We start from the raw sequence: 21,043 nt of genomic DNA on the forward strand, positions 1-21,043 counted from the left end.
CCTGATCGCGGGCGCGGTGCTGGCGCTCACCCCCGTCGCGGCGCTGATGTTCCGCTTCAACAACCCGGACGCGATGCTGGCCCTGCTGATGGCGCTGGCCTGCTACCTCGTCATCCGGGCCTTGGAGGACGGCCGCACCAGGTGGCTGGTGTGGGCCGGTGTGGCCATCGGCTTCGCGTTCCTCGCCAAGACCCTCCAGGCCTTCCTGATCCTGCCGCCGCTGGCCCTGGTCCACGGGGTGTGCGCACCGGTGCCGGTGAAGAAGCGCCTCGGGCAACTGGTGCTCGCCACGGTCGCGTTGGCCGTCTCCGGCGGCTGGTGGGTCGCGATCGTCGAGCTGTGGCCCGCGTCCTCCCGCCCGTACATCGGCGGCTCCCAGAACAACAGCTTCCTGGAACTGACCTTCGGCTACAACGGCCTGGGCCGCCTCAGCGGCGACGAAACCGGCAGCGTCGGAGGCGGCGGTCGCGGGGGCAACGGCGGTGGCGGCTGGGGAGAGACCGGCTGGGACCGCCTGTTCAGCTCCAGTATCGGAGGCCAGATCTCCTGGCTGATCCCGGCCGCGCTGATCCTGCTGGTCGCGGGCCTCGTGGCCACCGGCAGGGCACGCCGTACGTCGGTGACGCGCGGTGCGTTCCTCGTCTGGGGCGGCGCGCTGCTCACGACCATGCTGGTCTTCAGCTACATGCAGGGCATCTTCCACGAGTACTACACGGTGGCGCTCGCCCCCTACATCGCGCCGCTGATCGGCATGGGCTCGGCGCTGCTCTGGGAGAAGCGGGACAAGGCGTGGGCGTCGCTGACCCTGGCGGCGGCGATGACGGCCACCGCGGCCTGGGGTTACGTCCTGCTCAACCGCTCCTCCGACTACCTGCCCTGGCTGAAGTGGCTCGTCCTGGTCGGCGGCCTGACAGCGGCCCTCGGCCTGGTCTTCGCCGGCCGGCTGGGACGCGGACTGGCCCTGGGAGCGGCCGGGCTGGGCCTGGTGGCGGCGCTGGCCGGTCCGGCGGCGTACACGCTCACCACGGTGAACGAGGGACACTCGGGCTCGATCGTCACAGCGGGTCCGGCGGTCGCGGGCGGCCGGGGCGGCCCGGGCGGCGGTGGCCGCTTCCCGGGCGGTGGCCCGAACCAGCAGGACGGCACCGGCACCGGCACCGCCCAGGGCGGGCAGGGTAACGGCTCCCCCCGCGGAGGTTTCCCCGGCGGCGGTTTCCCGGGCGGTGGCCCGAACCAGCAGGGCCAGAACACCACCCCCGGAGGCCGGACCGGCGACGGCGGCCGGATGGGCGGCATGGGCGGCGGCATCGGCGGTCTGCTCAACGGCGCCGGCGTCGGCTCCGAGGCCAAGAAGCTGCTGACGACCGACGCCGACCGGTATACCTGGGCCGCGGCGGCCATCGGCTCCCAGAACGCCGCGAGTTACCAGCTGTCCACCGGCGAGCCGGTGATGGCCATCGGCGGCTTCAACGGAACGGACCCGTCCCCGACCCTGGCCCAGTTCAAGGAGTACGTGACGCAAGGAAAGATCCACTACTTCATCGCGTCCGGCGCGGGCGGCGGCATGCGCGGCGGCAGCGACGGGACGTCCTCCCAGATCACCTCCTGGGTCGAGGCCAACTTCAAGAAGGTCACGGCCGGTTCGGCCACCTTCTACGACCTCACGCAGAAGACGGGCGACTGACCGTCCCTGACCGGAAGAAGGGCGGTGGCCGAGCGCCACCGCCCTTCTCCGTTGCCCGGACCCCTTGACGCCCGGGTGGCCGGATACTCGGTTGTACGCCGTATGGGAACTATTCTACGGTGTACAGCATGACGACATCCCCCCGTGAAGAGGCCCCGCCGCGGGCAGCACCCGGCGGCCACCCCCAGCGCTGGCTGATCCTCGGTGTCATCTGCCTCGCGCAGCTCACCGTGCTGCTCGACAACACGATCCTGAACGTGGCGATCCCCTCGCTCACCCGCGAGCTGGACGCGTCGACCGCCGACGTCCAGTGGATGATGAACGCCTACTCACTGGTGCAGTCCGGTCTCCTGCTCACGGCGGGCAACGCCGCGGACCGCTACGGCCGCAAGCTGCTGCTGATGGCCGGCCTGGCGATCTTCGGCGTGGGCTCGCTGGCGGCCGGGCTGTCCCAGAGCCCGGCCCAGCTGATCGCGGCCCGGGCCGGCATGGGCGTCGGCGGCGCGCTGCTGATGACCACGATCCTCGCCGTCGTCGTGCAGATCTTCGACGACAAGGAGCGGGTCAAGGCCATCGCGCTGTGGTCGACGGTCAGTTCGCTCGGTTTCGCGGCCGGGCCGCTGATCGGCGGAGTGATGCTGAACCACTTCTGGTGGGGCGCGATCTTCCTGATCAACATCCCGGTCGCCGCGCTCGGCCTGATCGCGGTCGCAGCCCTCGTGCCGGAGTCCAGGCACAAGGCGGGCGACCGTCCCGACCTGGTCGGCGCGGTGCTGTCGACCATCGGCATGACGTCCGTCGTGTACGCGATCATCACCGGCCCCGAGCACGGCTGGACCTCCGGCCAGGTGCTGGTCTCCGCGCTGATCGGCATGGCCGTCCTCGGGCTCTTCGTGCTGTGGGAGCTGCGGACCGAGCACCCGATGCTCGACATGCACTTCTTCCGCAACCAGAAGTTCGTCGGCGCGGTCGCGGGCGCGATCCTGGTGGCGTTCGGCATGACGGGCTCGCTGTTCCTGCTCACCCAGCACCTCCAGTTCGTGCTCGGCTACGAGCCGCTGGACGCCGGTCTGCGGACGGCACCGCTGGCGTTGACCGTGGTCGCGCTCAATTTCACGGGGGTCGGCGCGAAGCTGGTGCTCAAGGTCGGTACGCCGGGGGCCATCGCGCTCGGCATGACCCTGGTGTCGGCAGGGCTGGCGGCGATCGCGCTGCTCGGCGGGCACGGGTACGGCGGGATGCTGCTCGGCCTGGTCGTGATGGGCGCGGGTGTGGCGTTGTCCATGCCGGCGATGGCCAACGCGATCATGAGTGCGATACCGCCGGAGAAGGCCGGGGTGGGAGCGGGGATCAACGGGACGCTCGCGGAGTTCGGCAACGGGCTCGGGGTGGCGGTCCTCGGTGCGGTGCTGAATTCGCGGTTCGCGTCGCTGGTCGCCGTGTCGGCGGCGTCGTTGCCGGCGGCGCTGGCGGCTGCTGACAGTGCGCAGGAGAAGGCGCGTATTTCTGACGCGTTCGCGTCCGGGCTGGAGACCAGTCAGCTGGTGGGGGCGGTGGCTGTGCTGGCCGGGGGGTTGGTCGCGGCGGCGTTGTTGCGGCGGGCGGAGCGGGCAGAATCCGCCTAGGAGCTCGGGCCTCGTCGTCGTCTTGCGGGTGCGGGTGCGTTGTGGCTGGTCGCGCAGTTCCCCGCGCCCCTGAAAGGATGATCGGCGTTGGCAAGTTGAGGAAGGTGCGCCATGGCGAAAGCGGCTCGGGAGAGTCAGCCGCGGACCAGCGTCTGGCTGGAGAGCAGAGCGCACCGGCGGCGCGGCGGTGGAGGGCAGCCCTCGGGCCTGGACCGGGCCCGCATCGTCGAGGTCACCGTCCGGCTGCTCGACGCCGAGGGGCTGTCCAGGTTCTCGATGCGGCGGCTGGCCGGTGAGCTGAACGTCACCGCGATGTCCGTCTACTGGTACGTCGACACCAAGGACGACCTTCTCGAACTCGCCCTGGACGAGGTCATGGGCGAGATGCGGCTGCCCGATCCGGACGCCGACGAGGACTGGCGGGACCAGGTGCGGGCCCTCGCCCGGGAGTACCGGACGCTGCTGGTGCGTCACCGCTGGGTGTCCGCGCTGGTCGGCGTCTTCCTCAACATCGGCCCCAAGAACCTGGCCTTCTCGCGGGCCGTACAGCACGTCGTGCGCCGGACCGGGCTGCCCGCGAACCGTCTGACGAGCGCGATCGCGGCCGTCTTCCAGTTCGTCTACGGCTACGGCACGCTGGAGGGCCATCTCTCCGCCCGGGCCGCGGCCGGCGGCATGACCGTGGACGAGTACTTCCAGCAGGCCCTGAGCACGGCGAACGCGGCCCCGCAGGCCGCCGACGTCCTCCAGGAGTCCCAGGAGATCATGGCGGCGCGCGGCGGTGACACCGTCGCCGAGATGCTGGAGCGCGACTTCGAGTTCGCGCTGGAACTGCTGATCGCGGGCATCGAGGCGATGGTCGCCCGGGAGCGAGAAGCCTGAGCTCCGGCTACTCCCCCTCGACCAGCCGCGCCGGGAACCCGCCGGTGGCCACCGGCCCCCACCGCTCCGGGGTGACGCGGATGATCGACTTGCCCTGCTTGACCATCGCCGCGCGGTACTCGTCCCAGTCGGGGTGCTCCCCGGCGATGTTCCGGTAGTACTCCACGAGCGGTTCGACGGAGTCGGGGGTGTCGAGGACCTCGGCCGTGCCGTCGATCTGGACCCAGGGGCCGTTCCAGTCGTCGCTGAGGACGAGCAGGCTCACGCGCGGGTCCCGCTTGGCGTTGCGGGTCTTGGCCCGTTCCGGGTACGTCGAGACCACGATCCGGCCGGAGTCGTCGACCCCGCAGGTCAGCGGCGAGCCCTGGGGGCCGCCGTCGGAGCGCCGGGTCAGCAGGATCGCGTGGTGCCGGGGCCGTACGAAGTCGAGCAACTCGTCGAGGGAGACGCGGGTGTTCGTCGCGATGTTCGGTGCCATGCCAGGCAGCCTACGACGCCATGGCCTCGGCGAGGTTGTCGTACACGGGCACGTCCCGGCGCAGGCCGGTCAGCTCCAGTACGCGGCTCGCGACACCGTCCGGCCGGGCCACCAGACGCAACCGGGCCCCGGGGCGCAGCCGGTGGCGTACGTCGTTGATGAGGCGGACGCCCTGCGAGTCCATGAAGTGGGTCGCCGTGAGGTCGAGGACGAGCACCTCCAGCCGGTCACCACGGGCCAGGGTCTCGGACACGATGAGCGGAAGCAGCTGCTCCGCGTTGCCGAAGTCGATCTCCGCGGGCATGGGGAGACGGACCCGGCCGGGCAGGTCTCGGGATTCGGTGGGATTCGGGAGGAAAGTCACAGCACTCACCTGGCAGACGTTCGTCCGTATTCCGGTAAGGCCGCTTCCTGACCCTCGCGCCCATTCCACCATGCCGGGGCGCGACCGCGAAAGCGCCTGTGGCGGCCGTCGGCCGGACGTCACCTGGACGCAACCGAGCAGCTAGAGTGCTGTCCGTCCTGTGCTCGCAGTCGGGAATGTGCTGCGGAGCTCTCCTGCGCACGGCCATGGTCGTGCATGCCGAAGAGGTTCGTGGTGGCTGCGTCCGAGTTTCCTGATTTGCCCCGTTTTCCGGTCGGCTTCGAGCTGGCCGAGGCCCTGACGGTGGCGGCTCAGCAACTGCACGAGAAGACCTCGCCGCACCACACACTGCGCACGGCGGTCCGCCTGGCCGTGCACATCATGCCCGGGGCCGAGCACGCCGGCATCTCCGAGATCGAGCGCGGCAACAAGTTCCGCACGCTCGCCTGGACCGACGACGTCGTACGCTCCGCCGAAGCCCGGCACGGCGGCCGCGAACCGCACGCGCACTGGGACCAGTTGTGGCACAGCCCGATGGCGCGGGTGACGGACAGCGAGGGCGACGACGGCTGGGACGTGCTGTCGGCCCTGGGACTGCGCTCGGCGCTGTCGCTGCGGTTGCGCGCCGACCGCCGCCGGCTGACCGTGCTCACGGCCTACGCGCGCAAACCGGGCGCCTTCGACGAGGACGCGACGCGCATCGGCCGGCTGTTCACCTCGCACGTCAGCATCGCCCTGGACTCCGCCACCGTGCGCGAGCAGCTCACCGAGGCCATGCACACCCGGGACCTGATCGGCCAGGCCACCGGCATCCTCATGGAACGCCAGGGCATCGACGCGGCCGCGGCCTTTGAGAGCCTGGTGCGGGCCTCCCAGCGGGAGAACGTGAAACTGCGCGATCTGGCCCGCGGGATCGTCACCGCTCACAACTCCACATGAACCGCTGTGAGTTAGGGCGGGGGCGTTAAGGGACGCCGACGGGATACCCGTACGTTCATGAGCTCCGAGACGTCCGACACGCTGGACCAGGCCATGGTGCGCAGCAGTGGTCTCGACACCCTGCTGCGCGATCTGACCGACCGTGCGGTGCAGGAGGTGCCGGGCGCCGCCGCGTGCAGCATCACGGTGCGCCGCGGCGGCCGGCTGCTCACCCTGGCCGGCAGCGACGGCCTGCCCAGCGCCCTGGACCAGCGGCAGTACGAGAACGGCTCGGGCCCCTGCGTCGAGGCCGCCGAGACCGGCGTCGAGCAGTACGCCCCCGACCTGGCCGCGGAGTCCCGCTGGCCGGCGTACACGCCGTACGCGCTGGCCAAGGGCGTCCGGTGCGCCCTGGCGGTGCCGCTCGCCGTCGAGGGCGAGACGGGGGCGGCGATCAACTACTACGGCCTGCGGCCCGGGGCGCTCGGCACGGACCGGGACACGGCCCGGACCTTCGCGGCCCGGGCGGGGGGCGCGATCGACGTCGCGCTGCGCATCGAGCATCAGCGCCAGTCGGCGGCCGACGTGCGCACCGCGCTGCTCTCGCGCAGCGTCATCGACCAGGCGATCGGCATCCTCATGGCCCGGGAGCGGATCGACGCCCGGGACGCGCTGGAGCGGCTGCGCCGCGCCTCGCAGCACCGGAACGTCAAACTCCGCGACCTGTGCGACCAGTTGGTGGCGAAGATCTCCGGACCGGCCTCAGACGGCCGGAAGTGACTCGCCCTGCACGGCCTGGATGTCCAGCTCCACCTTGAGCGTGGTGCCGATGGCGGCGATCCCGGCCTGGAGGACCTGGTTGTAGTTCATCGCGAAGTCCTCGCGGTGCAGTTCGGCCGTGGCACGGAACGCCGCGCGGGTGCCGCCCCACGGGTCCGGGCCCGTGCCGAGGTAGGCCAGGTCCAGGTCCACGGCCCGCACCACCCCGTGCATGCCCAGCTCGCCGTGCACGGTCCACCGGTCGGACCCGGTCGCCGTGAGCCCCGTCGAACGGTAGGTGATCTCGGGGAAGCGCTCGACGTCCAGGAAGTCCGGCGACTTCAGGTGGCCGTCGCGCATGCCGTTGCCGGTGTCGACGGACGCGGCCCGGATCACCGCCTCCACACGCGACTTGGTGACGTCGTCCGGGGCGATCTCGATCGAGCCGGAGAACTCCGTGAACCGGCCGTGCACGCTGGAGATGCCCAGGTGCTGTGCCACGGCGGCCACACTGGAGTGCACCGGGTCGACGGTCCACGGCCCCGGCGGCGGCAGCTCGGTACCGCCCTGCCGCGCCAGCGTCACCGTGCCGACCTCGGCCCGGCCGCTCGCCGTGACGATCACGCTGGAGGCGGCGGGCGCGTAACCGACGGCGGTGACGATCACGGTGTACGCCCCCGGCTCCAGCGGCGTCTCGTCCCGTACGGCGCCCTCCGCGTCGGCCTCGGCGCGCAGCGCCTGCGCACCGGTCATGTCGGCCACGGTGACGACCGCGTGCGACACGGCCCAACCGTCCCGGGTACGGATCCTCGCGGTCAGTCCCATCTCAGCTACTCCTCAGAATGAAAACCGGCCCGCGACAGGGGGCGCACCTCCGCTCAGAGCGCGCCCACCTGTCACGGGCCGGGGTCCGTACTACTCGCCGGGGTGGGCGAGTTCGATGTCGTGGGCGTCGGTGCCGCGGCCCGTGACCGTCAGGGCGGTGGCCACCGGCGGGTAGCCCGTGGCGATGACGGTGTACTCGCCGCCGTCCAGGTCGGTGAAGGCGTACGCCCCGTCCGACCCGGTCGTGGCCGAGCCGACGACGTTGCCCGCCTGGTCGACCAGCGTCACCCGGGCGTCGGCCAGCGGGCCGTGCGGGGCGCGGACGACACCCTGGACGCGGGCGCCCGAGTCCAGGTCGATCTCGACCCGGGTGACGCCGGTGCCGCCCACCTCGACGGGCAGGGCGCGCGGCCGGTACCCGGCGGCGTTCACCGCGACGGTCACCGCCCCCGGCACCAGCTCGGCGAAGGAGAACTCGCCCTGCTCACCGGTGGCCTGGGTGGCCAGCAGGTCCCCGCGCACATCGGTCACGATGACCATCGCGTCCTTGACCGGCTGCCCGCCCTCGGCGGCCCGCACCAGGCCGGTCAGCCCGCTGGTGCCGCTGAGCAGGATGTCGTAGGCGACCGGCTCGCCGTTCACCACGACCGTGGACGCCTGCGGCTGGTAGCCGTCGGCGGAGGCGATCAGCACGTACGACCCGGCGCCCGGCGCGTCGACGGCGTAGGAGCCGTCGGCCTGCGCCACGGACCGGCCCAGCTGACGCCCGGCCAGCGAGATCAGCGTGACGGCGGCCTGCGGCACTGGGGTGCTCTCGTTGCCGCGGACGAAGCCGCGGACCGGCACACCGTTCCCGCCGGACGCGGGCCCCTCGGCCCGGGTCGCCGTGGCGACGGCGGCGAGCCGCTGCGTGCCCTCGGGCCCGGTGCCGTCGGCGGCCTCGGTGTCCGCCACGGCCCAGCTCGGCACGGCCTTCTCCGCGGCGGGAGACTCGGCGGCCGCCTCCGCGGGAGCCTCCTCGCGGGCGTCGGCGTCCGCCGCCTGCGCCAGCCCACCCTTCGTCTTCAACGGGACCTCCTTGATGAACAGCGACACCAGCAGCGCGAGCAGCGCCAGCGGAGCCGAGTAGAGGAACACGTCCGCGACACCGTGGCCGTAGGCGCTCTCCATGACGGTGCGGATCGGCGCGGGCATGGCATCGAGGTCGGGGATGTTGCCCTCGCCCGTGCCGGCGTGGCCGAGGGCCGCGCCCTTGGGGCCGAGGTCGGTGAGACCGTCCTTGACGTAGTCGGTGATCTTGTTGGCCAGGACCGCACCCAGGGCGGAGACGCCCATCGCACCGCCCAGGGACCGGAAGAAGGTCACCGTGGAGCTCGCGGCACCGAGATCACCCGGCTCCACCTGGTTCTGCGTGCACAGCACCAGGTTCTGCATCATCATGCCGATGCCGAGGCCCATCAGCGCCATGAAGATCGCTATGTGCCAGTACTCGGTGTCGTACCGGATCGTGCCCAGCAGCCCGAGGCCCGCGGTCACCAGCACACCGCCGCCGAGCAGCCAGCCCTTCCAGCGCCCGGTCCGGGTGATGACCTGGCCGGAGACGGTGGAGGAGACGAACAGGCCCGCGATCATCGGGATGGTCATGACGCCGGACATCGTCGGCGACTTGTCCCGCGCCAGCTGGAAGTACTGGCTGAAGAACACGGTCCCCGAGAACATCGCGACACCGACGAACAGGGAGGCCAGGGAGGCGAGCGTGATGGTGCGGTTGCGGAACAGCCGCAGGGGGATGATCGGCTCGCTGGCCTTCGCCTCGATCAGGACGAACAGCGCCAGCAGCACGACCGAACCGCCGACCATCGCGTACGTCTGCCACGACAGCCAGTCGTACTTGTCACCGGCGAAGGTCACCCAGACCAGCAGCAGGCAGACGGCCGCGGTGATGAAGAAGGCGCCGGCCCAGTCGACCTTGACCTTCCGCTTCACCACGGGCAGGTGCAGGGTCTTCTGCAGGACGATCAGGGCGATCACGGCGAAGGGCACGCCGACGTAGAAGCACCAGCGCCAGCCGAGCCAGTCGGTGTCGGTGATGACACCGCCGACCAGCGGACCGCCGACCATGGCCGTCGCGAAGACGGCACCCAGGTAACCGTTGTACCGTCCGCGCTCACGCGGCGAGATCATCGCCGCCATGATGATCTGGGCCAGCGCGGACAGACCGCCCATGCCGATGCCCTGGACCGCGCGGAACGTGATGAGCATGCCGGGGTTCTGCGACATGCCGGCCGCCGCCGAACCCAGGACGAAGACGACCAGGGCGATCTGGATCAGCAGCTTCTTGGAGAACAGGTCGGCGAGCTTGCCCCACAGCGGCGTCGACGCGGTCATCGTCAGCAGGGACGCGGTCACGACCCAGGTGTAGGCGCTCTGGCCGCCGCCGAGGTCGCCGATGATCCGGGGCAGGGCGTTGGAGACGATCGTCGACGACAGGATCGCGACGAACATGCCGAGCAGGAGACCGGTGAGGGCCTCCATGATCTGCCGGTGCGTCATCGGAGCGCCGCCGCCGGAGGGGCCGTGGGAGCCTCCCCCGTGCTTGGCATGAGCCCGCACACCGGCTGGTGTGGTCGTTGCCATGGGCTTCCTTTTCTTACGTGCTTGCGGGTGTACGGGTGGTCTGTTCGACAGCGGGTGGTGCCGCCCGGGTCGCGGGGCGGCAGTCGAAGCTCTCTCTCAGCCGCGCCATCAGGTCCGTGAGCCGGCCGACGTCCTCGTCGGTCCAGTCGCTCAGGCGCTCGGCGAGGACCTCGGTGGTCCGCCGGGACAGCTCGGCGAGCTGTGCGTGGCCCGCCGGGGTGAGGCGCAGGATCCGGGAGCGCTTGTCCGCGGGGTCGGGGGAGCGTTCGATCCAGCCCCGGTCCACGACGTGCGCGACATGGCGGCTGGTGACGGACATGTCCACCGCGAGCAGCTCCGCGAGCTTGCTCATGCGCATGTCGCCGTGGCGACCGAGGATGGTCAGTACGGTCGCCGAACCGCCGGGGCAGTCGGCCGGCATGATCCGGCCGAGCTCCCGCTTCACGGCGCCGAAGGCACTGAACTGGCGGACCAGCTCTTCGTACTGCGCCCTCTCGGCCATGACACCTCCCGCTTTCGTTGCTTAGGGCAACCATAGGAGATGTTGGTTGCTACAGGCAAATAACGGGGGTGGTTGCGGCCTAAAAAGTTGGCAAAGGCAAGTATTGCGGTAGTAAATGTGCAGGTCGTGAGGCTGGGGGGTGGGGTCGGGTGAGACTGAGCGGAATGCCAACCCCCACTTGGGGAGCCCCGGCGTTTTCGCTAGGGTCTCGGGCCATGGCTAACAACCAGGCCCCGCAGGGCAATCACGACCCCGCCGGCAGCACCCAGATGTTCCGCGCGTTCGTCGACGAGGCGCCGCAGGGGCGGCAGGCCGCGGCGACGAGCGGCGGCGGGCCGCGTATCGGTCTCATCCTCGGCGTCGTCGTCGCCGTCGCGGTGGTCGCGGCGGTGGCGTGGCTGGCGCTGGGCTGACGTCGCCGGCCGTGCGGCGCGTACGGCGGTTTTACTGACACTCGGAGCTGTCCGGTTGCCCGGCGTCGCTGCCGGGGCCGGGTTGCTGCGCAGCCGGGCGCTGCCAGGTGCTCTGCGTCGATGTCGCTGCCGGGTGGGGCCGCAACCCGGCGGAGCGGGGTGCCGCTGCGCCCACCCGTGCCGCCCCTAGCGGCACGACTGCCCGCAGCCAAGTGCGCCCGCACACCCCCCGGCGCGGGCCCGACCCACCGCACCGCGGTGGGTCGGCCGCGCTCGGTGCGACGCGCTCAGTCCGAGATGAGGCCTTCCCGCAGTTGCGCCAGCGTCCGCGTCAGCAGGCGGGACACGTGCATCTGTGAGATGCCGACCTCCTCGCCGATCTGCGACTGCGTCATGTTCGCGAAGAAGCGGAGCATGATGATCCGCCGCTCACGGGGCGGCAGCTTCGCCAGCAGCGGCTTCAGCGACTCCCGGTACTCGACGCCCTCCAGGGCGCTGTCCTCGTACCCCAGCCGGTCCGCCAGCGAGCCCTCGCCGCCGTCGTCCTCCGGCGCCGGGGAGTCCAGCGAGGACGCCGTGTACGCGTTCCCCACCGCCAGCCCGTCGACGACGTCCTCCTCGGACACCCCGAGCACGGACGCGAGTTCGGTGACCGTCGGCGAGCGGTCCAGCTTCTGCGAGAGCTCGTCACTGGCCTTCGTCAGCGCCAGCCGCAGCTCCTGAAGCCGGCGCGGCACCCGCACCGACCACGACGTGTCGCGGAAGAACCGCTTGATCTCGCCCACGACCGTCGGCATCGCGAACGTCGGGAACTCCACGCCCCGTTCGCAGTCGAACCGGTCGATCGCCTTGATCAGCCCGATCGTGCCGACCTGGACGATGTCCTCCATCGGCTCGTTGCGGGAGCGGAACCGCGCCGCCGCGTACCGCACCAGCGGCAGGTTGAGCTCGATGAGCGTGTCACGGACGTACGCACGCTCGGGGCTGTCCTCGTCGAGCGCGGCCAGCCGCAGGAACAGGGAGCGGGACAGGGTGCGGGTGTCGATGGCCCCCGTGGCCACAGGCGCCGGCGCGGGCTCGGTCGCGAGCTCGACCGGAACGTCGTCGATGGGGCCGAGTGAGTCGAGAGCATGGGGAGCTGTGTCGCTCTCCGCGAGCGTGAGCACCTTCGAGCTGCCCTGTTCTGCGGACATGCCACCCCCTTTGGGTCGCGGGACGGTCGCGGCGAACGCCCCCGTCTGAGGAACGCAGCCTTCACCTGAATACCGGCGCCGAAGCTCCGGCAAACGCGCTTCCCGCAGAATGTCACATGTCGGCAACACGCTGTAGTGACATGTCGACATCTGAGACGCGAATCCGCCCTGCAAGCAAGGGGTCTGACGCCTTTTCGGCTCGCAACTGCCGGGAACGGCCCTGATGAGCGATTCCCTCGCCATGGTTATCACTCGCAACTGTTTGCGATTACGCGTCGAGGGGGCTCGCAGCCGCCCACCACCCCGGTTCGCGGCTACGCGTCGATCCGGTTCGCAGACCGCAACCGCTGGAAGCTACGCGCGAGTAGCCGCGAGACGTGCATCTGCGAGACGCCGAGTTCCGCACTGATCTGAGACTGCGTGAGGTTGCTGTAGTACCGCAGCAGCAGGATCCGCTGCTCCCTCTCGGGCAGTTGTACGAGCAGATGTCGTACGAGATCCCGGTGCTCGACCCCGTCCAGCGCGGGATCCTCGTAGCCGAGCCGGTCCAGCAGCCCCGGCATCCCGTCGCCCTCCTGCGCGGCCTCCAGCGAGGTCGCGTGGTACGACCGTCCGGCCTCGATGCAGGACAGCACCTCGTCCTCGGTGATGCGCAGCCGCTCGGCGATCTCCGCGGTCGTCGGGGTGCGCCCGAAGGCGGTCGTCAGGTCCTCGGTGGCGCTGTTGACCTGCACCCACAGTTCGTGCAGCCGGCGCGGCACATGCACCGTGCGGACGTTGTCGCGGAAGTAGCGCTTGATCTCGCCGACCACCGTCGGCATCGCGAACGTCGGGAACTGCACGCCCCGGTCCGGGTCGAAGCGGTCGATGGCGTTGATGAGTCCGATGGTGCCGACCTGGACGACGTCCTCCATCGGCTCGTTGCGGGAGCGGAAGCGGGCGGCCGCGTAGCGCACGAGGGGGAGGTTGGCCTCGATGAGCGCCCCGCGCACCCGGTCGTGCTCCGGCGTCCCCGGCTGGAGTTCCTTGAGCTGCGCGAAGAGGACCTGCGTGAGAGCGCGGGTGTCCGCGCCGCGGCTCCGCTGGGGGGCCGGTTCCGAGGATGGTGCCTGAGGTGCGGTACTGGCCAGCACGGTCAACTCCACCTCGTCATCCGTCAACCCATCCGTCAGCTCTCTCTTCCATCAAAAACGGTCATAGCATCACAAGAGATGCGCACTGTGTGCAAGCACCCCATAACTACGTGTTGAGGGATGAAATACGGCATAGATGTGCACCCACAGCAGAACAGCCCCCCGTCGGAGCGACGGGGGGCTCGAAGCGGCGGGCTCAGAACTCGTAGTCGGCGATCACCCAGGTGGCGAACTCGCGCCACAGCGCGACGCCCGCCTGGTGATCGGGATGCTCCACGTACCGGCGCAGGGCGTCCGCGTCGTCGAAGGCCGAGTTGATGGCGAAGTCATGGGCGATGGGGCGGTCGCTGACGTTCCAGCCGAGTTCCCAGAAGCGGATCTCGGGGATCGCGCCGTCGAGGGCGCGGAAGGCCTCGACGCCCTTCACGACCCGCGGGTCGTCGCGCTCGACGCCGTCGTGCAGCTTGAAGAGGACCAGGTGGCGGATCATCACTTTCCTCCGTTGGCGACCCAGGTGGCGAAGTCGCCGAGGGCGCGGGCGGCGTCCGATATGCCCTGGAAACCTATCAGCATGTAGTCAGCGGCCTTCTGCGGGTCCGTGATGATCACATACATCACGAACACCACGGCGACATAGACGGCGACCTTCTTTGCGTTCACCGCCATCGCGGCCTCCCCTGTCACTGGTGTCCCATGCAGCGCACATGATCGCACGAAGGGCCCCGTCTGACGACGGGGCCCTTCTCCAGCGGTAGCGGAGGGATTTGAACCCTCGGTGACTTGCGCCACACTCGCTTTCGAGGTCTGTTCGTGCTGGTCGGGGCGTGATCCAACGCTGGTCGTGCCCGTTCACGGCCGTACGCCGGGAGGGGGGAGGGGACGCCCGTGAACGGTGCCGGACGGTGGTGAATGAGACGGAAACTGAGACGGGCAGTCCTCACACGATGTGCAGCTTCTCTGGCGGTCCGTCTGGCCCTCGCAGCAGTAGATCCGCGCCGCCGCGTGTTTGGGCGTCGAGGTAGGCGTAGATCTGCACGGCTCGATTGATCACGTCGGCTTTCGACAAGCCGGTGCTCTCAGTCAGGTCTGCGATGGCCTGGACGGCGGGCGGTACGAACGTCACCGAGTAACGCTCAGCGGCTGAGCGTTTCGGCCTGCTCGCGGACTCAGACATTGCGATCCCTCCATATGTATCGGGCCCTCGCATCGTATCTGCACCAACTTGGTGCGTCTACGCACCACCCCCTGCTAGGGTCTGAGAGCCGGAGGGTGGGACGCGTTGTCCGTCCTTCGGTTGTCGCGGCGTGACCCGCGGCAATGTTCATTGTCCGAGTAGAAGCTGTTCCGGTCCGACGGACGTTTGTCCAGGGGTAGCTTCGAGTGCGTATTCACGTAGCAGCCAGCAGCCATTAGGGGGCGTGGATGGACGTACTACGGCGAGGTTTCAGTTGCAACCTGGGTGACGGCACCTAGGGCTGAACCTCCCGATGGGGAGTACGAATGAGCAAGCAGTGCGACGCGCAGGGTGAGGACCAGCTGACCTCTGCCGCCCATGTCACCTTCAGGACGACCCCGGATGGCCCGTCCATCGCAGTAGGGGTTCCCGCAGAGCATTCTGGTCTGCTGGTGACGTCCATTGTGGTGGTGACTGGGGTCGGGGGGTCCGTTCTCGGTCCTTACTTGATGGCACGCGCTTTGCACATGGTGGAGGCAAATATGCCCTGGCAGCTTCAGGCGGTGTTGATCGCGTTGGCGTCGCTGCTGCCTCTGGCGTATTTCCTTCTTGGCCGCCGTCGCGGCTGAGCTGTATCGCTGCTGCACATCGACATGTGCCAAGTACCCCCGGCGGGTCCGCTTCGGATCCGCCGGGGGTACCGCGTTTGCGCCCGCGGAAATGGCAAGGGTCGTTGTGTGCGGCGCCACGCGAACAAAGGCAGGGCGAGCACCATCTGTTAGGCCGCCTGCCGTTCCCAGAGGAGTCTGCGGGTGGCACCGCGCGGTCGTGCGTCCCCGTCTGGGCCCTCTCCTCGTCGGCCAGGGGACGTGGGAGTCTTGGGGGGTGACGATGGGCGAGCGGGAGAGGGAGTGTACGTGTCGCAGCAGGCCAACCCTCGGGGAACCTTCCTGAAAATCGCCGACACGTTGAAGACGTGGATCGAGACGGACCCGGACATGACGGAGCTCCCGTCCCTGGCTCAGGTCATGAGCGATCACAAGGTCTCGCGTGGGGTCGCGCTCCGCGCGTTCGCCGTGCTGAGGCAGGAGGGTGTGGCCGAACCGGTGCCGGGCGGACGGTGGCGTGTCGTGCGCGCGGGCGCACGAGTCGACCGGCGACCGCTCGAACAGCGGATCGCGGACATCATCACGGCTGACGGGCTCGAAGTGGGGCAGCCATTCCCCAGCGCTTCCGCGCTGGCCGAACGGTTCGGAGTCTCCCGTCCCACTGTGACCAGGGCGCTGGAGAAGTTGGAGACCGCCGGCGTGCTGGCGGGGGGCGGACAGGGCAGGGTGCGGACGGTCCGCGCCGTGCCGACGCGCGAGGAGCGTTCGTAGCTTGCCGAAGTTGACGGAGTGGGCTTATCCCCTGGCTGAGTCCCTGCTCGCCGAGCCGCTGCCGCGGCAGTGGAAACACTGCCTCGGGGTCGCCGAGAGGGCGCGCACGATCGCGCTCATCCTTGACCAGGACGCGGATCTGCTGGAGGCCGCGGCGGTCCTGCACGACATCGGCTATGCGCCGGACCTCGCCAAGACGGGCTTTCACCCGCTGGACGGTGCGCGCTACCTCCGGGACGTGGCCGACGCTGACGCACGAGTCATCAACCTGGTCGCCCACCACTCCTGTGCCTGGATGGAGGCGGAAGCGCGCGGCTTGCGCGAGGAGCTGGAGGGCGAGTTCCCCCGCGAGGGCGCGCACCTCAATGACGCGTTGTGCTTCTGCGACATGAACACGACGCCGGATGGCACGCCCACGAACCCGATCGACCGGATCAACGAGATCGCGGGGCGGTACGGGCCGGACAGCCTGATTGGGACGTTCATCCGTCGCGCGGAACCCGAGATCCTGGCCTGCACGTCCCGCGTACTCGAACGGGTCGCCGCGGCCAAGCGTCAGCCGATGTAAGGAGTCGTGCGCGTCCGGTCCATGGCGTGCTCGATCCGGAGCCGCATCGTGGGGTGCACGTCCAGCGTCGACAGGTCCGCAGGGTCTACCCAGCGGACCTGAGTCGTCTCGTTGCTCGTACGGAGTTCACCGCCGACCGGCCGGGCACGGAAGCCGATGCTGAACTGCTGGCGCACCTCGCCGTCGTCGTACTGCATCACGTGTCCGGGGTCCGTGTAGAGCCCGGACACGTCGACGACTTCCACCTTGATCCCGGTCTCTTCCCAGACCTCACGCACGACGGTGTCACTGATCGACTCGCCCACGTCGTGGCCGCCCCCGGGCAGTGCCCAGCGTCCGTTGTCGGACCGCTGGATCACCAGGACCTGGCCCGCGTCGTTCTGCACGAACGCGACGACGGACGGCACGACGGAGTTGGCCGGCGGGGCGTCGGGGTCATGCAGGAAGTCAATGCGTCCCATGCTCAGGCTCCTGTGATGTCGCGGTCCGTGACCTGGCGGGCGCCTCCCCAGGTCTGTTCGATGCTATTCGCGTACGTGTCGAACAGGCCGCCGCCTGGCATGCGCCGCAGGTGGAAGACGGGCGCCATGTAGGCACCGATGCCGTACACGTGGGGGTTGACGAGCATCTCGTCATCGGACCGGTAGATGGAGTTGTAGAGCGTGGTCGCGTGGATCCGGAAGGCAGGCCGAGCGCGCCGCGGCCGGGGACAAGTGGACGGATGAGGGTTGGCTCTTCGCCACGGAGACCGGACGCGGAACTTCCCCCCGAACGGACTACGACGACTGGAAGGAGTTGCTGAACTCCGCGAAGGTCCGGGACGGCCGTCTGCACGACGCCCGGCACACGGCGGCTACGGTGCTGCTGATCCTCGGAGTGTCCGAGCGGGCCGTCATGGGGCTCATGGGGTGGTCGACGACGGCCATGCCGCGCGGTATCAGCACATGGTCGACACGGTGCGCCGGGACATCGCGCGTCAGGTCGACGGACTGATCTGGAAGCCGGACGGGGGCGGGCCGTCTGAGGATGATGACAGGACCGCAGGAGCCCGGGTACTGGTGCCTTGAGGATCCGGGGGACAGAATTCCAGCCTGCCCCCCCGGCTAGTTCACGGCCTTGCCGCCCAACAGGCCAACCATCGCGCCAAAGCCCAGGTTCGCGAGGGTGGAACACGTGTCCATCGCTGACTTCGCGGCGTCCGTCGGCTTTTCAACGAAAATGCCGATGTAGAGGCTGGCCGCAAGAGTAAGAACTGTGATCACGGTTACGCAGAGGAAGACCAGTTTGAAGTGGGCGGTAACCGTGGTGACCTCTGGCGCGGCAGGAACTGCTACGGGCACTTGACCTGGGGTAAGCGCTGGAGCGACAGGGGCGTCAGTGCTGGCGTTCGCGAGCCCTTCACTCATTTGCCCCACCCCGCTCCGTGGGCTGGGTGCCGTTAGTACCTGGTGGGTGGCTCTCTCCCGTGACCCCTGCTCCGGTGCTCATGCCTGAAATGGCAATACTCCGGGGTCCGGTGACGACGATCCCATGGTTCCCAATCACCTGGGACTCGCTGTCGTCTTCCTGGCCTTCGTTCTGTCCACGAGAGGGCTCGGTGCTCTCCAGCCTAGCGTTCAGGAGTTCATCCAGCGCTGCCTGCACTTCTTCTGGGCTGGAGCCGCTCACCTCCACCCGCTTACCGTGCATCTCGACGATCACGGACGTTCGTCGCGGGCGCCGAAAGATCGCACGAAGAACGCTTCGCGCAGCGTCACTGGCCATGGCGAAGACGACAGTGAGCGAGCCGGCCACGGCCATCGATGTCCAGTCGAAGTTCATGTACCACCTTCCCCCGGGAGGATGCGACTGCGGCGGTCGCGTCACACCCCCTCTGAGATTCTGCTCCAGAGGGGCCCCATACGTGCACTGTTCTGCAGGGTGCAGCGGCCTCGCGGATGGTAAGTGAGACGGAGCAGCACGAAGGGCCCGGTCGATTGGACCGGGCCCTTCGTCTACCTGCGGTAGCGGAGGGATTTGAACCCTCGGTGACTTGCGCCACACTCGCTTTCGAGGCGAGCTCCTTCGGCCGCTCGGACACGCTACCGAGGGAGACCTTACAGCAAGGTGCGGCGTGCTTTGAAATCGGTACGCGACGACGGTCAGCGACCGCGGAAGAACTCCGTGAGCAGCCCGGCGCACTCCTCCGCGAGCACTCCCTCGATCACCTCGGGCCGGTGGTTGAGCCGCCGGTCGCGGACGAGGTCCCACAGGGAGCCGGCCGCGCCGGCCTTCTCGTCGCGGGCGCCGTAGACGAGCCGGTCGACGCGGGACTGCTGGATCGCGCCCGCGCACATCGTGCAGGGCTCCAGGGTCACGACGAGGGTGCATCCGGCGAGCCGCCACCGGCCGAGCGCTGCCGCGGCCCGCCGGAGGGCGAGGACCTCCGCGTGGGCCGTCGGGTCGCCGCCGGCCTCGCGCTCGTTGTGCCCGGCCGCGAGCACGGTCGTGCCGTCCGGCGCCAGGACGACGGCCCCGACGGGAACGTCCCCGCCCCGGACGGCCTCGGCGGCTTCCCCCAAGGCGAGCCGCATCGCGCCCCGCCAGGGGTCCCGCACCGGATCCGGCACCTCCGGCTGCCCCGGCACTCCCGGAGGTCCTGGGGAGTCCGGCGGACCCGGGAGGTCTGGCGGCCTGGGTGCTGCCGGCAGACCCTGGCGTCGCGGCGCTCCCGGGTGATCCGGCTGTCCCGGCGCTCCCGGGGTGCCTGGCGTTCCCGGATGGTCCGGCTGTCCCGGGGCTCCCGGATGGTCCGGCTGTCCCGGGGGCGTGCTTGACGTCAGCGGACCGTCTCCAGGGTTTCCGAGGCGCCGAGGGCCTCGGCGATTTCCGTGACGGCGTCCGTCGCCAGTGAGCGCAGTTCCTTCTCGCTCACGCCGAGGTCGTCCAGGATCTGGGCGTCTCCGACCGGGCCGTGCGGTACGGCCTCGCCGGTGCCGGCGACCGGGTCGGCGTCGTCGGCCTCGTCGTCGCCGGAATCACCGTCCTCCGTGCCGTCGAGGTCGAGGGCGTCCAGGTCGTCCCCGTCGTCCGGATCGCGTCCGAGCAGCTCGTCGGTGAGCAGGATCTCTCCGTAGCTGCTGCGGGCAGCGGCGGCGGCGTCCGAGACGTAGATACGAGGGTCGTCCTCGCCGTCCACGCGGACGACTCCGAACCAGGCGTCCTCCTGCTCGATGAGCACGAGCACCGTGTCCTCGTCGGGGGAGGCTTCACGGGCCAGGTCGGCCAGATCCGACAGGGTTTCCACATCGTCGAGCTCTGTGTCGCTCGCTTCCCACCCGTCTTCGGTGCGCGCGAGCAGTGCGGCGAAGTACACCGTGACTCTCCCACTGGTCATAGGCGTGCCGGTTGGGGGTCCCCCCGGCGGAGGTTACGGGCGGGGAGTGCTCGTCCGAGCCCCACCCACTCGGAATCGTGGCAGAAACAAGGCGTTCAGGGGACGTCTTCGACTCCCTGTGTCCGGCAGTTTTGATCGCGCGCTCGTTGCCGCCACCTGCGGATCGTACGCGGCTTTCCCCCGCTGCACGCACGGTCACCTCGGCAACGTCCGCGCGGTTCGTGATCTTCGCCGGGGGTTTCCCCACCCGTTTCCTACCAGCGGAACGTGCGCATGCGCATCGCGTGCCGCAGCCGTGCCACCTTGACGCGGCGCGGCTGGACGCGGTCGCGCAGCTCCCGGGCCTCGGCCAGATCGCGCAGGAACCGGGCGCGCCGCCGCCGACGCTCGGCGTCGGTCTCGCACGGTCCGGTCTCGTTGCTTCCGTTGTCGTACGTCTCCGGGCCCGTCGCGGGCTGTGCGCGCGGCGACGGATCGTCTCGGGAATCCCGGTCGGGCATCAGGTTCACCACCCCCAGTCCGTCCTTCCCACTTTCCCCCGGACGGACGGTTTGACGCCAGCGAACGGGTGACGGGCATGCGGCGGGCTTGCCGTGCGGCCCCGGTCAGCGGGCCCGGTTACTGTTGTCGGCATGCGTCTCCACGTCGTCGACCACCCCCTGGTCGCCCACAAGCTCACCACGCTGCGCGACCAGCGCACCGACTCCGCGACCTTCCGCCGTCTCGCCGACGAGCTGGTCACCCTGCTCGCCTACGAGGCCACGCGCGACGTGCGCACCGAGCAGGTCGACATCCGGACGCCGGTGGCCACGACCACGGGCGTCAAGCTGTCCCACCCGCGTCCGCTGGTGGTGCCGATCCTGCGGGCCGGCCTCGGCATGCTGGACGGCATGGTCCGGCTGCTGCCGACCGCCGAGGTGGGCTTCCTCGGCATGATCCGCAACGAGGAGACGCTCCAGGCCTCCACATACGCCACGCGTATGCCCGAGGACCTGTCGGGCCGTCAGGTGTATGTGCTGGACCCGATGCTGGCCACGGGCGGCACGCTGGTCGCGGCGATCCAGGAGCTGATCCGGCGCGGCGCCGACGACGTGACCGCCGTGGTGCTGCTGGCCGCGCCGGATCAGCTCCTG

General features: G+C 69.8%; 26 protein-coding genes, 1 tRNA gene and 2 pseudogenes. 11 read left to right on the plus strand and 18 right to left on the minus strand.

The features are described from left to right. The 3 genes from CCL05_RS35170 to CCL05_RS35180 form a co-directional block, all read left to right on the plus strand. Nucleotides 1-1,684 (plus strand): ArnT family glycosyltransferase (locus CCL05_RS35170; protein WP_244204507.1); only part of this gene is annotated, 1,684 nt, incomplete at its 5' end. A gap of 128 nt (nt 1,685-1,812) precedes the next feature. Beyond that, nucleotides 1,813-3,309 (plus strand): MFS transporter, encoded by a 1,497-nt coding sequence (locus CCL05_RS35175; RefSeq protein ID WP_086564703.1) that lies wholly within the window; start codon nt 1,813-1,815, stop codon nt 3,307-3,309. A 111-nt stretch (nt 3,310-3,420) separates the two neighbouring features. Further along, nucleotides 3,421-4,191, plus strand: coding sequence for a TetR/AcrR family transcriptional regulator (locus CCL05_RS35180; RefSeq protein WP_086564704.1), 771 nt, complete (start codon nt 3,421-3,423; stop codon nt 4,189-4,191). 7 nt (nt 4,192-4,198) lie between these two features. Here the strand turns inward: CCL05_RS35180 and CCL05_RS35185 are convergent, their stop codons facing one another. Both CCL05_RS35185 and CCL05_RS35190 read right to left on the minus strand, forming a co-directional pair. Beyond that, on the minus strand, nt 4,199-4,669 hold the full coding sequence (locus tag CCL05_RS35185) for a PPOX class F420-dependent oxidoreductase (RefSeq protein WP_086564705.1): 471 nt from the start codon (nt 4,667-4,669) through the stop codon (nt 4,199-4,201). A 10-nt stretch (nt 4,670-4,679) separates the two neighbouring features. Next, nucleotides 4,680-5,042 (minus strand): STAS domain-containing protein, encoded by a 363-nt coding sequence (locus CCL05_RS35190; protein ID WP_086564706.1) that lies wholly within the window; start codon nt 5,040-5,042, stop codon nt 4,680-4,682. 207 nt (nt 5,043-5,249) lie between these two features. On the opposite strand from CCL05_RS35190, the gene CCL05_RS35195 reads away from it, so the two are divergent. Both CCL05_RS35195 and CCL05_RS35200 read left to right on the plus strand, forming a co-directional pair. Beyond that, the gene (locus tag CCL05_RS35195; RefSeq protein WP_086564707.1) at nt 5,250-5,972 is read left to right on the plus strand and encodes an ANTAR domain-containing protein; all 723 of its coding nucleotides are present in this window, start codon (nt 5,250-5,252) and stop codon (nt 5,970-5,972) included. Nucleotides 5,973-6,029: 57 nt separating this feature from the next. Next, entirely contained in the window at nt 6,030-6,731 is a 702-nt protein-coding gene (locus CCL05_RS35200) for a GAF and ANTAR domain-containing protein (protein ID WP_086564708.1), read from the plus strand. Here CCL05_RS35200 and CCL05_RS35205 read toward each other — a convergent pair. The 3 genes from CCL05_RS35205 to CCL05_RS35215 all read right to left on the minus strand — a co-directional run bounded on the left by CCL05_RS35205 (nt 6,714) and on the right by CCL05_RS35215 (nt 10,674). Further along, nucleotides 6,714-7,535, minus strand: a complete 822-nt coding sequence (locus tag CCL05_RS35205) for a YceI family protein (RefSeq protein WP_086564709.1) — start codon at nt 7,533-7,535, stop codon at nt 6,714-6,716. The genes CCL05_RS35200 and CCL05_RS35205 overlap by 18 nt on opposite strands. Nucleotides 7,536-7,625: 90 nt before the next feature. Beyond that, nucleotides 7,626-10,088 (minus strand): MFS transporter, encoded by a 2,463-nt coding sequence (locus tag CCL05_RS35210; RefSeq protein ID WP_167409675.1) that lies wholly within the window; start codon nt 10,086-10,088, stop codon nt 7,626-7,628. Between the two features lie 97 nt (nt 10,089-10,185). Beyond that, the gene (locus tag CCL05_RS35215; protein ID WP_086564711.1) at nt 10,186-10,674 is read right to left on the minus strand and encodes a MarR family winged helix-turn-helix transcriptional regulator; all 489 of its coding nucleotides are present in this window, start codon (nt 10,672-10,674) and stop codon (nt 10,186-10,188) included. Between the two features lie 215 nt (nt 10,675-10,889). On the opposite strand from CCL05_RS35215, the gene CCL05_RS35220 reads away from it, so the two are divergent. After that, nucleotides 10,890-11,087, plus strand: a complete 198-nt coding sequence (locus tag CCL05_RS35220; protein ID WP_086564712.1) for a hypothetical protein — start codon at nt 10,890-10,892, stop codon at nt 11,085-11,087. 287 nt (nt 11,088-11,374) lie between these two features. On the opposite strand, the gene CCL05_RS35225 is transcribed toward CCL05_RS35220, so the two are convergent. From CCL05_RS35225 to CCL05_RS35245, 5 genes are all read right to left on the minus strand, one after another. After that, a complete protein-coding gene (locus tag CCL05_RS35225) occupies nt 11,375-12,280 on the minus strand; it encodes an RNA polymerase sigma factor SigF (RefSeq protein WP_086564713.1) in 906 nt (301 codons plus the stop codon). 314 nt (nt 12,281-12,594) lie between these two features. Continuing rightward, nucleotides 12,595-13,413 (minus strand): RNA polymerase sigma factor SigF, encoded by an 819-nt coding sequence (locus tag CCL05_RS35230; protein WP_370880954.1) that lies wholly within the window; start codon nt 13,411-13,413, stop codon nt 12,595-12,597. A 196-nt stretch (nt 13,414-13,609) separates the two neighbouring features. After that, nucleotides 13,610-13,903 carry a Dabb family protein gene (locus tag CCL05_RS35235; protein ID WP_086564714.1) on the minus strand — a complete coding sequence of 98 codons (294 nt, stop codon included), beginning with the start codon at nt 13,901-13,903 and terminating at the stop codon, nt 13,610-13,612. Continuing rightward, nucleotides 13,903-14,079, minus strand: coding sequence for a hypothetical protein (locus CCL05_RS35240; protein ID WP_086564715.1), 177 nt, complete (start codon nt 14,077-14,079; stop codon nt 13,903-13,905). The genes CCL05_RS35235 and CCL05_RS35240 overlap by 1 nt, the downstream gene beginning before the upstream one ends. Before the next feature lie 271 nt (nt 14,080-14,350). Next, nucleotides 14,351-14,536, minus strand: a complete 186-nt coding sequence (locus CCL05_RS35245; RefSeq protein ID WP_086564723.1) for a hypothetical protein — start codon at nt 14,534-14,536, stop codon at nt 14,351-14,353. 377 nt (nt 14,537-14,913) lie between these two features. Between CCL05_RS35245 and CCL05_RS35250 the strand changes: the two genes are divergently transcribed. The 3 genes from CCL05_RS35250 (at nt 14,914) to CCL05_RS35260 (ending at nt 16,534) form a co-directional block, all read left to right on the plus strand. Further along, the gene (locus CCL05_RS35250) at nt 14,914-15,216 is read left to right on the plus strand and encodes a hypothetical protein (RefSeq protein ID WP_086564716.1); all 303 of its coding nucleotides are present in this window, start codon (nt 14,914-14,916) and stop codon (nt 15,214-15,216) included. A gap of 288 nt (nt 15,217-15,504) precedes the next feature. Next, nucleotides 15,505-15,966, plus strand: a complete 462-nt coding sequence (locus tag CCL05_RS35255; protein WP_086564724.1) for a GntR family transcriptional regulator — start codon at nt 15,505-15,507, stop codon at nt 15,964-15,966. 1 nt (nt 15,967) lies between these two features. Beyond that, the gene (locus CCL05_RS35260) at nt 15,968-16,534 is read left to right on the plus strand and encodes an HD domain-containing protein (RefSeq protein WP_086564717.1); all 567 of its coding nucleotides are present in this window, start codon (nt 15,968-15,970) and stop codon (nt 16,532-16,534) included. On the opposite strand, the gene CCL05_RS35265 is transcribed toward CCL05_RS35260, so the two are convergent. Further along, nucleotides 16,522-16,995, minus strand: coding sequence for an NUDIX domain-containing protein (locus CCL05_RS35265; protein WP_086564718.1), 474 nt, complete (start codon nt 16,993-16,995; stop codon nt 16,522-16,524). The two genes, CCL05_RS35260 and CCL05_RS35265, sit on opposite strands and share 13 nt — an antisense overlap. A gap of 2 nt (nt 16,996-16,997) precedes the next feature. Continuing rightward, nucleotides 16,998-17,216 (minus strand): annotated as a pseudogene (locus tag CCL05_RS35270) (XRE family transcriptional regulator); the annotation flags it as partial. Here CCL05_RS35270 and CCL05_RS35275 point away from each other — a divergent pair. Continuing rightward, nucleotides 17,216-17,601: pseudogene (locus CCL05_RS35275) on the plus strand (tyrosine-type recombinase/integrase); the annotation flags it as partial. The pseudogenes CCL05_RS35270 and CCL05_RS35275 overlap by 1 nt on opposite strands. 36 nt (nt 17,602-17,637) lie before the next feature. Here CCL05_RS35275 and CCL05_RS35280 read toward each other — a convergent pair. The 6 genes from CCL05_RS35280 to CCL05_RS45390 form a co-directional block, all read right to left on the minus strand. After that, a complete protein-coding gene (locus CCL05_RS35280) occupies nt 17,638-17,874 on the minus strand; it encodes a hypothetical protein (RefSeq protein ID WP_086564719.1) in 237 nt (78 codons plus the stop codon). 58 nt (nt 17,875-17,932) lie between these two features. Then, on the minus strand, nt 17,933-18,355 hold the full coding sequence (locus CCL05_RS44610) for a hypothetical protein (RefSeq protein WP_143589994.1): 423 nt from the start codon (nt 18,353-18,355) through the stop codon (nt 17,933-17,935). A 180-nt stretch (nt 18,356-18,535) separates the two neighbouring features. After that, nucleotides 18,536-18,620 (minus strand) — tRNA-Ser (locus tag CCL05_RS35285). A gap of 55 nt (nt 18,621-18,675) precedes the next feature. Then, on the minus strand, nt 18,676-19,107 hold the full coding sequence (gene tadA / locus CCL05_RS35290; protein ID WP_086564725.1) for a tRNA adenosine(34) deaminase TadA: 432 nt from the start codon (nt 19,105-19,107) through the stop codon (nt 18,676-18,678). Nucleotides 19,108-19,352: 245 nt separating this feature from the next. Next, the gene (locus CCL05_RS35295) at nt 19,353-19,889 is read right to left on the minus strand and encodes a tRNA adenosine deaminase-associated protein (protein WP_086564720.1); all 537 of its coding nucleotides are present in this window, start codon (nt 19,887-19,889) and stop codon (nt 19,353-19,355) included. 275 nt (nt 19,890-20,164) lie between these two features. Beyond that, nucleotides 20,165-20,410: a DUF4461 domain-containing protein gene (locus tag CCL05_RS45390; protein ID WP_167409674.1), complete on the minus strand. Its 246-nt coding sequence runs from the start codon at nt 20,408-20,410 to the stop codon at nt 20,165-20,167. A 132-nt stretch (nt 20,411-20,542) separates the two neighbouring features. Here CCL05_RS45390 and upp point away from each other — a divergent pair. Next, nucleotides 20,543-21,043, plus strand: a 501-nt coding sequence (gene upp, locus CCL05_RS35305) for a uracil phosphoribosyltransferase (protein WP_086564721.1), incomplete at its 3' end; no start/stop codon positions are given.

The organism is Streptomyces africanus (assembly GCF_002150735.1).
Taxonomy (GTDB): Bacteria; Actinomycetota; Actinomycetes; order Streptomycetales; family Streptomycetaceae; genus Streptomyces; species Streptomyces africanus.

Excerpts from the sequence above, each read along its gene's own strand:
- CCL05_RS35175 (WP_086564703.1), top strand. The coding sequence starts at position 1,813 with ATGACGACATCCCCCCGTGAAGAGGCCCCGCCGCGGGCAGCACCCGGC.
- CCL05_RS35180 (WP_086564704.1), top strand. The coding sequence starts at position 3,421 with ATGGCGAAAGCGGCTCGGGAGAGTCAGCCGCGGACCAGCGTCTGGCTG.
- CCL05_RS35185 (WP_086564705.1), bottom strand. The coding sequence starts at position 4,669 with ATGGCACCGAACATCGCGACGAACACCCGCGTCTCCCTCGACGAGTTG.
- CCL05_RS35195 (WP_086564707.1), top strand. The coding sequence starts at position 5,250 with ATGCCGAAGAGGTTCGTGGTGGCTGCGTCCGAGTTTCCTGATTTGCCC.
- CCL05_RS35200 (WP_086564708.1), top strand. The coding sequence starts at position 6,030 with ATGAGCTCCGAGACGTCCGACACGCTGGACCAGGCCATGGTGCGCAGC.
- CCL05_RS35205 (WP_086564709.1), bottom strand. The coding sequence starts at position 7,535 with ATGGGACTGACCGCGAGGATCCGTACCCGGGACGGTTGGGCCGTGTCG.
- CCL05_RS35210 (WP_167409675.1), bottom strand. The coding sequence starts at position 10,088 with ATGACGCACCGGCAGATCATGGAGGCCCTCACCGGTCTCCTGCTCGGC.
- CCL05_RS35215 (WP_086564711.1), bottom strand. The coding sequence starts at position 10,674 with ATGGCCGAGAGGGCGCAGTACGAAGAGCTGGTCCGCCAGTTCAGTGCC.
- CCL05_RS35220 (WP_086564712.1), top strand. The coding sequence starts at position 10,890 with ATGGCTAACAACCAGGCCCCGCAGGGCAATCACGACCCCGCCGGCAGC.
- CCL05_RS35225 (WP_086564713.1), bottom strand. The coding sequence starts at position 12,280 with ATGTCCGCAGAACAGGGCAGCTCGAAGGTGCTCACGCTCGCGGAGAGC.
- CCL05_RS35235 (WP_086564714.1), bottom strand. The coding sequence starts at position 13,903 with ATGATCCGCCACCTGGTCCTCTTCAAGCTGCACGACGGCGTCGAGCGC.
- CCL05_RS35240 (WP_086564715.1), bottom strand. The coding sequence starts at position 14,079 with ATGGCGGTGAACGCAAAGAAGGTCGCCGTCTATGTCGCCGTGGTGTTC.
- CCL05_RS35250 (WP_086564716.1), top strand. The coding sequence starts at position 14,914 with ATGAGCAAGCAGTGCGACGCGCAGGGTGAGGACCAGCTGACCTCTGCC.
- CCL05_RS35265 (WP_086564718.1), bottom strand. The coding sequence starts at position 16,995 with ATGGGACGCATTGACTTCCTGCATGACCCCGACGCCCCGCCGGCCAAC.
- CCL05_RS44610 (WP_143589994.1), bottom strand. The coding sequence starts at position 18,355 with ATGAACTTCGACTGGACATCGATGGCCGTGGCCGGCTCGCTCACTGTC.
- tadA (WP_086564725.1), bottom strand. The coding sequence starts at position 19,107 with ATGCGGCTCGCCTTGGGGGAAGCCGCCGAGGCCGTCCGGGGCGGGGAC.
- CCL05_RS45390 (WP_167409674.1), bottom strand. The coding sequence starts at position 20,410 with ATGCCCGACCGGGATTCCCGAGACGATCCGTCGCCGCGCGCACAGCCC.